Origin of the sequence: Microbacterium sp. 69-10, assembly GCF_001897945.1 — a bacterium.
Taxonomy (GTDB): domain Bacteria; phylum Actinomycetota; class Actinomycetes; order Actinomycetales; family Microbacteriaceae; genus Microbacterium.
This window is the reverse complement of sequence record NZ_MKRT01000011.1, coordinates 13,143-22,610: the sequence shown is the minus strand read 5'-3', so window position 1 is coordinate 22,610 and position 9,468 is coordinate 13,143. Positions and strand designations below refer to the sequence as shown.

The window sequence follows — 9,468 nt, the reverse complement described above, 5'->3', positions numbered from 1 at the left end:
GGCTCGCCGCACGTGCGGGAAGATCGGCGACGCGCAGATCCCGCATCTCGACATCCATGAGAGTGGCGCCGCGCAGGTCGAGGGAGTCGGCGCTGCCGGTGAGCACGCACTGCTCCAGGGAGGAGTGCGCCAGGTCGGCGTCGTCGTCCAGCTCGATGAGCGCGGCGATCAGGTCCGCGCTCCGGCGGGGCGGCGCAGGGTCCAGGTGATCGGGCAGATCGGGTGCGGACACGAGGGGCGGACGGAGATCCTCACTGCGGCGGGCCATGCGCTCGACTCTAGGCGAGGGCACCGACGGCTTGCCGACCCGCTGCTGGTTCGGCTATGTTGCTAGCATGCAGTCAAGTGACGCGAAGGTGCAGTTCAACGTCTATCTGCCGCCCGACGTCGTCCGCGCGGTCAAGCACCGGGCCATCGACGAGGAGTCCAGCCTCTCGGCGCTGGTCGAGCGCGCACTGCGGCAGTACCTGGAGGGGGCGGGATCGTGACGACGACCGTGCAGCAGATCGTCTACGCCCGGCACCCGGAGCGGTGGCACGCCCTCGCCGAGGTCCTCGGGTTCGTCGCGCCCTACCCTCCGGAGGCCGACTGGGCCGAGTTCGACGGGGGAGGCGTGCTCGCCGTGCATCGCGAGATCGACGGTCACGCGGACGGCACCGTGGATCTGCACCTGCTGGTCGACGACCTCGACGCCGCGCAGCAGGCGCTCGCCGGGCGCGACGTCACCCGCACCGCGCTGGAGGGCGTGGGGGACATGCTGCTCGTGCGCTTCGCGTCCGGTCTCGGCATCAGTGTCTCGGCAGGCGCCCGTGCGACCGCCGGCTCGATCGCGGTGCAGCCGATCCTGTTCCAGGAGGACGTCGCCGAGGCCCGCGGCGTCCTGGAGGCGCTCGGACTTCGCCCGGACATCGTGGCCGACCGTGGCGGCTGGGCGGAGCTGCACGCGGCCGGCGGCGGATCCGTGGGAGTCCACGAGGCATCCGAGCCCGCGGTCGGCCTGGGCTTCCTCGCCGACGGCGACCTCGACGCGCTCGCCGCACGGCTGAGGGACGCCGGGTTCGAGGCATCCGTCGTCGACGAGGCGTACGCCCGCACCGTCCGCGTCGCGGAACCGGACGTCTGGATCAACGGCGTCCAGACCGACCTGTACGGCTACCACCGCGAAGGCTGACCGGATGCGCGTAGAATGGCCGGACAAGCACTGATCCGGCCATCACCGGGGAGCTCTCGGAAGAACGTCCCGCCTCGGCGGGGTCACTAGAACCGAGCGGGGCAGGCCCGTCATCGCCGCAGTGAGAGTGGCTTCGCGAGAAGCACGTCGGGTGGTACCGCGGTCCGTCGCAGCACGGGTCGTCCCGGCAGCAGCATCCGCCCACGACCACTGCGAGACACGATGACCTATCCGCGCACCTCAGGCACGGCCTTCGGCCCGGCCGCCGTCACTCCGAGCCCGCGCTTCCCCGAGATCGAGACCGAGGTCCTCGACTTCTGGAAGACGGATGACACCTTCCGTGCATCCATCGCGCAGCGCGAGGGCGCCGACGAGTGGGTCTTCTACGACGGTCCTCCGTTCGCGAACGGCCTGCCGCACTACGGCCACCTGCTCACCGGGTACGCCAAGGACCTGTTCCCGCGCTTCCAGACCATGCTCGGCAAGAAGGTCGACCGCGTGTTCGGGTGGGACACCCACGGGCTGCCCGCCGAGCTCGAGGCGATGAAGCAGCTCGGGCTCACCGAGAAGAGCGAGATCGAGGACATGGGCATCGGTGTCTTCAACGGGAAGGCGCGCGACTCCGTGCTCGCGTACACGCGCGAATGGCAGGACTACGTGACCCGTCAGGCCCGCTGGGTCGACTTCGAGCGCGGCTACAAGACGCTCGATCTCGGGTACATGGAGAGCGTGATCTGGGCGTTCAAGACGCTCTACGACAAGGGCCTCGCCTACGAGGGCTACCGCGTGCTGCCGTACTGCTGGCGCGACGAGACGCCGCTGTCCAACCACGAGCTGCGCATGGACGACGACGTGTATCAGGACCGGCAGGACCCGTCCGTCACCGTCACGTTCCCGCTCACGGGCGCCAAGGCCGAGTCGCTCGGCCTCACCGCGGTGCGCGCCCTCGCCTGGACGACGACGCCGTGGACCCTGCCGACGAACCTGGCCCTCGTCGTGGGCCCCGACATCGAGTACGTCGTGCTCCCCGCCGGACCGAACGGCGCCGCCGACGTCGTGACGGGGGACGACCCCGCCGAGACCGCCGCGCACCGCTACCTGCTGGCCCGCGACCTGCTGGGCGGCTACGCCAAGGACCTCGGCTACGAGTCGGCCGAGGAGGCGCTCGCCGCGGTCGACCGGTCCGTGCTGGGCAAGGAGCTCGAGGACGTCACCTACGACCGGCTGTTCGACTACTACGCGGATGCCGAGACCTGGGGCACCGAGAAGGCCTGGCGCATCCTCGTCGACGGCTACGTCACCACCACGGACGGCACCGGCATCGTGCACCAGGCGCCGGCCTATGGTGAGGACGACCAGCGCGTCTCCAACGCCGCGGGCATCCCGACCATCCTCTCGCTGGACGACGGCGGAAAGTTCCTGCCGAACGTCACCGATGTCGCCGGCGTGCTCTGGATGGAGGCCAACACGCCCCTGATCCGCCTGCTGCGCGCGGCTGGGCGGATGCTGCGCGAGCAGAGCTACGTGCACTCCTACCCGCACTGCTGGCGCTGCCGGAACCCCCTGATCTACAAGGCGGTCTCGAGCTGGTTCATCCGCGTGACCGACATCAAGGATCGGATGCTCGCGAACAACGAGCAGATCACCTGGGTGCCGGAGAACGTCAAGCACGGCCAGTTCGGCAAGTGGCTGGAGGGCGCGCGCGACTGGTCGATCAGCCGCAACCGCTACTGGGGTTCGCCGATCCCGATCTGGAAGAGCGACGACCCGACCTACCCGCGCGTGGATGCCTACGGCTCGCTGGAGGAGCTGGAGCGCGACTTCGGCACGCTCCCGCGCAACGAGGACGGTGAGGTCGACCTGCACCGGCCGTACATCGACGACCTGACGCGGCCCAACCCGGACGACCCCACCGGCAGGTCCACGATGCGCCGCATCGAGGACGTGTTCGACGTGTGGTTCGACTCCGGTTCGATGCCGTACGCGCAGGTGCACTACCCGTTCGAGAACCAGGAGTGGTTCGACACGCACGCGCCCGCCGACTTCATCGTGGAGTACATCGGGCAGACCCGCGGCTGGTTCTACGTGATGCACGTGCTCTCCACCGCACTGTTCGATCGTCCGGCGTTCACCGGCGTCAGCTGCCACGGCATCGTGCTCGGCTCCGACGGCTACAAGATGTCGAAGTCGTTGCGCAACTACCCCGACGTCAGCGAGGTGCTGGACCGCGATGGCTCGGATGCCATGCGCTGGTTCCTGATGTCCAGCTCGGTGCTCCGCGGCGGGAACCTCGCGGTCACGGAAGAGGGCATCCGCGCCGGGGTTCGCGAGTTCCTGCTGCCGCTGTGGAACTCGTGGTACTTCTTCGCCACCTACGCGAACGCCGCGACCCCGGAGGGCTACGAGGCGACCTGGCGCACCGATTCCACGGACGTCCTGGACCGCTACATCCTGGCACGGCTCGGCGACCTCGTCCGCGACGTGCGCGCCGACCTGGAGGGCCTGGACTCGACCACGGCATCCGCTCGCCTGCGCGACTTCGCCGAGGTGCTGACGAACTGGTACATCCGCCGCTCCCGCGACCGCTTCTGGGAGGGAACCGCCACCGAGGCGTTCGACACGCTCTACACGGTGCTCGAGACCCTCACCCGTGTCGCGGCGCCGCTGGTTCCGCTGATCAGCGAGCGCATCTGGCAGGGGCTGACCGGCGGGCGCAGCGTGCACCTGACGGACTGGCCGGATGCCGAGGCGTTCCCCGCCGCGGATGACGTGCGCGATGCCATGGACGCCGTGCGCGAGCTGTCCAGCGTCGGAAACGCCCTGCGCAAGAAGGAGAAGCTGCGCGTGCGGCTGCCGCTCGCCCGCCTCACGGTCGTCTCGCCGCTCGCCGACGATCTCGCGCAGTTCGAGGGCATCCTCCGCGAGGAGCTCAACGTCAAGACGGTGGAGCTGGTGAAGCTCGGCGAGGACACCGCGCGCGAGTACGGCATCAGCCACCGCCTGAGCGTCAACGCCCGCGCAGCCGGCCCGCGCCTGGGCAAGGACGTGCAGAAGGTCATCCGCGCCGCGAAGGAGGGCTTCTGGACCGAGGACGCCGGCGTCGTGACCGCCGACGGCATCGCCCTGGAGCCGCACGAGTACGAACTCGTGCTGGAGACCACCGGGCGACCGGAGGGCGAGGCGCTCGCCGTGCTGCCCACGGGCGGGTTCGTGCTGCTCGACACCGCGACCACGCCGGAGCTGGAGGCGGAGGGCCTGGCCCGCGACGTGATCCGTGCCGTGCAGGACACCCGCAAGAAGGCCGGCTTCGACGTCAGCGACCGGATCCGCCTGCAGCTGCGCTTCGCGGATGCCGCGGATGCGGATGCCGTGGAGTCGGCGTTCGCGCTGGCGGACGTCGCGGGCGAGACCCTGGCCGTCGAGCACAGCCTGCTGCGTGCGGACGACGCGCTCGCGGACAGCGAGTTCGAGAACGTCATCGGCAAGGGCACCTACGCCAACCGCGGTGACTTCACGGTCGCCGTCGCCCGGACGGGAGCAGCGCAGTGAGCGACGTGCAGAGGGCGGACGCCGTCTACGAGAAGCTGCTGGAGCGTGCGGGGGAGCGCTGGGTGCAGCCCCGCAAGGAGCGGGTCGCCCGCATCCTCACCCTGCTCGACGACCCGCAGCGCACCTACCGCGTCGTGCACATCACCGGCACGAACGGGAAGACCTCGACCGCGCGGATGATCGAGAGCCTGCTACGCGCCCACGGGCTGCGCACCGGCCTCTTCACCAGCCCGCACCTGAAGCGCTTCACCGAGCGCATCATGATCGACGGCGAGCCGATCGCGGATGCCGCGGTCGCCGACGCGTGGGATGAGATCGAGCCGTTCGTCGGCATCGTCGACGCCGAGCTCGAGGCCGGCGGGGACGCCCCGCTGACCTTCTTCGAACTGCTCACGGTGCTCGCCTTCGTGGCGGCGGCGGATGCCCCGGTCGACGTGCTCGTGCTCGAGGTCGGCATGGGCGGTTCGTGGGACTCCACCAACACGGCCGACGGCGATGTGGCGGTGCTCGCCCCGATCGACATGGACCACGCCGACCGGCTGGGCGACACGATCGAGAAGATCGCCGAGGTCAAGGCCGGGATCATCAAGGACGGCGCAGCCGTCGTCTCCGCGGAGCAGAAGCCCGAGGCCGAGGCTGTGCTGCGCCGGGTCGCCGCAGAGAAGGGCGCGACCATCGCGTTCGAGGGCGAGGACTTCGGCCTGTCGGCGCAGAAGCTCGCCGTGGGCGGACAGATGATCAGCATCCGCGGGCTCGCAGGCGAGTACGCCGACGAGTACCTGCCGCTGTACGGCGCGCATCAGGGACACAACGCGGCCCTCGCCGTCGTCGCGGTGGAATCACTGATCGGCGGCGGCTCGCAGCGCATCGCCGGTGAGATCATCACCGACGGGCTGCAGAACGCCACCTCTCCGGGCCGACTGCAGCTGGTCGGCATCGCGCCCACCGTGGTCGTGGATGCCGCGCACAACCCGCACGGCGCGGCGTCGCTGGCGCGCGCCCTGGACGACAGCTTCGACTTCGACGAGTGGGGGCTTGTGCTGGGCGTCTTCGCCGACAAGGACACCGCAGGCATCGTCGACACCCTGCTGCCTGCCGTCGCCGAGGTGTTCGCGACCTCGCCCGACTCCGAGCGCGCCGAGGAGGCGGATGCCATCGCCGACCTGGTCGAGGAGCGCGGCCGCCGCGCGAGCGTGCACCCCACGCTCGCCGAGGCTGTCGACGCCGCGCGCGAGTGGGCGTCGGCCTCCGAACGGCGCGCGGTCGTGATCGCCGGGTCGATCGTGCTCGCGGGCGAGGCACTGCTGCTCTCCGAGGAGGAGGACTGGAAGAGCGGATGGCGCGGATGACGGCCTCGCGCGCGCCCCGCGCCAGGACTCCGCGCACCCTCGCGCAGAAGCTCGGCGCGATCGTGCTGGGCTTCGAGGCGATCGTCGTCTTCCTCGCCGGCCTGACGGTGTACGGACTGAACGTGCTGCCGCAGGGGATCCCGTCCTGGTGGGGCATCGTCGGCGGCATCGTGCTCGCCGTCGCGATGATCGCCCTGTCCGGTGCGATCGCCCGCCCCGGCGCGATCGCGATCGGGTGGGTGCTGCAGGCGCTCGTCCTGGCATCCGCCCTGCTCGTCCCCGCCATCGCGCTCGTCGCGCTGATTTTCGGCGGCATGTGGGGATATGCGACGATCGTGGGGGCCCGGATGGACCGCAGACAGGCGGACACCCACGCACAGCCCGAGACTCACACAGAGAGCGAATGACATGGCCACTGAAGAAACCCTCGTCCTCGTCAAGCCCGACGGCGTCGCCCGCGGCCTGACCGGCACGATCCTCGCCCGCATCGAGGCGAAGGGCTACGCGCTCGTCGACATCCGCCTGGTCGAGCCCGACCGCGACCTGCTGGCGGCGCACTACGCCGAGCACGAGGGCAAGCCGTTCTACGAGCCGCTCCTCGAGTTCATGATGTCCGGCCCGTCCGTGGCGATCCGCCTGGCCGGCAACCGCGTCATCGAGGGCTTCCGCTCCCTCGCCGGCACCACCGACCCGACCACGGCCGCGCCCGGCACCATCCGCGGCGATTTCGGCCGCGACTGGGGTCTGAAGGTGCAGCAGAACCTCGTGCACGGCTCGGACAGCCCCGAGTCGGCCGCTCGTGAGCTCGGCATCTGGTTCAGCTGAACCTCGAGCAGACGAAAGAGGGACGCCCCGACGGGGCGTCCCTCTTTCGTCTGCGCAGGATCAGAAGAGGCGCAGGAGCTCGCCGATCAGATCTCCACCTGCCATGTACGACATCGCCACGATGACCGCGAAGCACAGGATCGAGGCGAGCGGCGTCCACGCCATCAGACGACCGAAGGCCTCCTGCACGGACTTCTTCTTCGACAGCGTCCCGTTCCGGCCGAGGTGCACGACCGTGGTGAGGAAGGTCGGGATCATCACGAGGTAGGTCAGACCGCACCAGGGGCAGAGCGTGTGCAGCGCGAAGAACGTCTGCCAGATGAGCCAGGCGATGAATGCGAACGCGGCGGTGATGCCGAGCCCGAACAGGCCCCAGAACCAGCGCGGGAACCGCACTCCCGCGACGACGGCGACGCCCATCACGAGCACGGCCATCCAGCCGGTGAGGCCGATGATCGGGTTCGGGAAGCCGAAGACCGAGCCCTGCCAGGACTCGAGATTCGCGCCGCACTGCACGAAGAAGCTCAGATTGCAGCCCAGCTCCGCCTTCGGGTTCTCCAGACTGATGAACTTGTCCATCGTGAGCTGGAAGGCGGCCCACCAGCCCACCACGCTCGCGATGATGAGCCAGATGCCGTACCCGATGAGCCGTGTGCGCTGTGCGGTCATATCGGGATTATCCCAGCGTTCGCTATGCGGTTCGGGTGAAGACATGACGCGCGTCGCACGCTCGGATGACACCGTCGAACGATCGGGATGCGATAATGGTCACAGGTGTCGTCGTGAGAAGTCACGGCCGCATCGACAAGACTTCGGGACCGGATGTCCCACGCGATCCAGCCATTGAGCGGATCGCATGCCGATTGAGTTCGCGGCTGCTGTTTCGCCGCACGAGTTTTCGCGGCGCACGCAGTGCCCGCGCAGGGAGCTAGCCAGAGATGGCCGATGAGAACGATGACAAGAACACCCCTACCCTCGACACGACGCCGGCGCAGCCGGTAGTCGAGGACGCCCCGGTCGCGGAGACGGATGAATCCGTCGTCGCGGAGCCGGATGCCGCGCCCGAGTCGGCTGCCGCTCCCGTGGTGGACGCCTCCCCGACGGAGGTGACGCCGGAGGGCGAGTCCGAGTCCGGGTCGTCCGCGCCTGAGACGGCGGAGGCCGAGAAGTCTGCAGAGGCCGAGAAGGCTGCGGGGGCCGAGACGCCCGCCGAGGCCGAGAAGCCTGCGGAAGCCGAGGCCCCCGCGCAGGAGAAGCCCGCCGCGCCCGAGCCCGTCACCGCGGTGAGCCTGGGGCTTCTGCCCGAGGTCTTCGTCTCCAAGGTCTCCACGCAGCTGCACTTCTACGCTCCCGAGATCATCCCGCTGCCGGCATCCGCCGCGCACGACGACGAGGACGACGAGCGCGGCTCGGCGTTCTCGCGTCGCGGCAGCAGCACCCGTCGCCGCCGCGGCGGCGAGGGCGACGAAGGTCGTGACGAGCCGCGTCAGCGACAGCGCACGGTCGAGTACATCACCGAGCCGAAGGCCATCAAGGGCTCCACGCGCCTCGAGGCGAAGAAGCAGCGCCGCCGCGACGGTCGCGATGCAGGCCGCCGCCGTCCGGTGGTCACCGAGGCCGAGTTCCTCGCCCGCCGCGAGGCCGTCGACCGCATGATGGTCGTGCGCGCCAAGAACGGCCGCACCCAGATCGGCGTGCTCGAGGACAACGTGCTGGTCGAGCACTACGTCGCCCGCAACCAGGACGCCTCGCTGATCGGCAACGTCTACCTCGGGCGCGTGCAGAACGTGCTGCCGAGCATGGAGGCCGCCTTCGTCGACATCGGCCGCGGCCGCAATGCCGTGCTCTACTCCGGCGAGGTGGACTGGGACGCCGTGGAGACGGGCAACCAGCCGCGCCGCATCGAGCTCGCCCTCAAGCCCGGCGACCGCGTGCTCGTCCAGGTCACCAAGGACCCGGTCGGACACAAGGGTGCCCGCCTGACGAGTCAGATCTCGCTGCCCGGCCGATACCTGGTGTACGTGCCCGGCGGTTCCATGAACGGCATCTCGCGCAAGCTGCCCGACAACGAGCGGGCCCGCCTCAAGCGCATCCTCAAGGAGGTGCTGCCGGAGTCGTCCGGCGTGATCGTCCGCACCGCGGCCGAGGGCGCCACCGAGGAGCAGCTGACGCGCGACGTGCAGCGGCTCACCTCGCAGTGGGAGCACATCCAGAAGCTCGTGCAGACCCAGCAGGCGCCCGCGCTGCTGCACGCCGAGCCCGACCTGCTGGTGAAGATCGTCCGCGACGTCTTCAACGAGGACTTCACCCGGATGACCATCCAGGGTGACGACGCGCACCGCACCATCAGCGCGTACCTCGAGAGCGTGGCTCCCGACCTGCTGGAGCGGGTCGAGACCTACACCGACGAGGTGGATCCGTTCGACGCGTACCGCATCACCGAGCAGATCGAGAAGGCGCTGGACCGCAAGGTCTGGCTGCCCTCGGGCGGTTCGCTGGTGATCGACCGCACCGAGGCGATGACGGTGGTCGACGTCAACACCGGCAAGTTCGTCGGCTCGGGCGGGAACCTCG

General features: G+C 69.7%; 7 protein-coding genes and 2 pseudogenes. 7 read left to right on the top strand and 2 right to left on the bottom strand.

Annotation, left to right across the window (positions count from 1 at the left end):
* Positions 1-268 (bottom strand): annotated as a pseudogene (locus BGN97_RS04480) (pentapeptide repeat-containing protein); the annotation flags it as partial.
* Between the two features lie 67 nt (positions 269-335).
* Here BGN97_RS04480 and BGN97_RS04475 point away from each other — a divergent pair.
* The 6 genes from BGN97_RS04475 to ndk all read left to right on the top strand — a co-directional run bounded on the left by BGN97_RS04475 (position 336) and on the right by ndk (position 6,894).
* On the top strand, positions 336-488 hold the full coding sequence (locus BGN97_RS04475) for a CopG family transcriptional regulator (RefSeq protein WP_292698391.1): 153 nt from the start codon (positions 336-338) through the stop codon (positions 486-488).
* The gene (locus tag BGN97_RS04470; RefSeq protein WP_292698389.1) at positions 485-1,171 is read left to right on the top strand and encodes a hypothetical protein; all 687 of its coding nucleotides are present in this window, start codon (positions 485-487) and stop codon (positions 1,169-1,171) included. The genes BGN97_RS04475 and BGN97_RS04470 overlap by 4 nt, the downstream gene beginning before the upstream one ends.
* A gap of 222 nt (positions 1,172-1,393) precedes the next feature.
* Positions 1,394-4,720 carry an isoleucine--tRNA ligase gene (gene ileS / locus BGN97_RS04465; RefSeq protein ID WP_292698388.1) on the top strand — a complete coding sequence of 1,109 codons (3,327 nt, stop codon included), beginning with the start codon at positions 1,394-1,396 and terminating at the stop codon, positions 4,718-4,720.
* Positions 4,717-6,069: a folylpolyglutamate synthase/dihydrofolate synthase family protein gene (locus BGN97_RS04460; RefSeq protein ID WP_292698387.1), complete on the top strand. Its 1,353-nt coding sequence runs from the start codon at positions 4,717-4,719 to the stop codon at positions 6,067-6,069. Before ileS ends, BGN97_RS04460 begins: the two co-directional genes overlap by 4 nt.
* Positions 6,066-6,476, top strand: coding sequence for a DUF4233 domain-containing protein (locus BGN97_RS04455; protein WP_292698386.1), 411 nt, complete (start codon positions 6,066-6,068; stop codon positions 6,474-6,476). Before BGN97_RS04460 ends, BGN97_RS04455 begins: the two co-directional genes overlap by 4 nt.
* A 1-nt stretch (position 6,477) precedes the next feature.
* The gene (gene ndk, locus BGN97_RS04450; RefSeq protein WP_285630287.1) at positions 6,478-6,894 is read left to right on the top strand and encodes a nucleoside-diphosphate kinase; all 417 of its coding nucleotides are present in this window, start codon (positions 6,478-6,480) and stop codon (positions 6,892-6,894) included.
* A gap of 60 nt (positions 6,895-6,954) precedes the next feature.
* On the opposite strand, the gene BGN97_RS04445 is transcribed toward ndk, so the two are convergent.
* Entirely contained in the window at positions 6,955-7,563 is a 609-nt protein-coding gene (locus BGN97_RS04445) for a vitamin K epoxide reductase family protein (RefSeq protein WP_292698385.1), read from the bottom strand.
* Positions 7,564-7,832: 269 nt separating this feature from the next.
* Here BGN97_RS04445 and BGN97_RS04440 point away from each other — a divergent pair.
* Positions 7,833-9,468, top strand: a pseudogene (locus BGN97_RS04440) (Rne/Rng family ribonuclease); the annotation flags it as partial.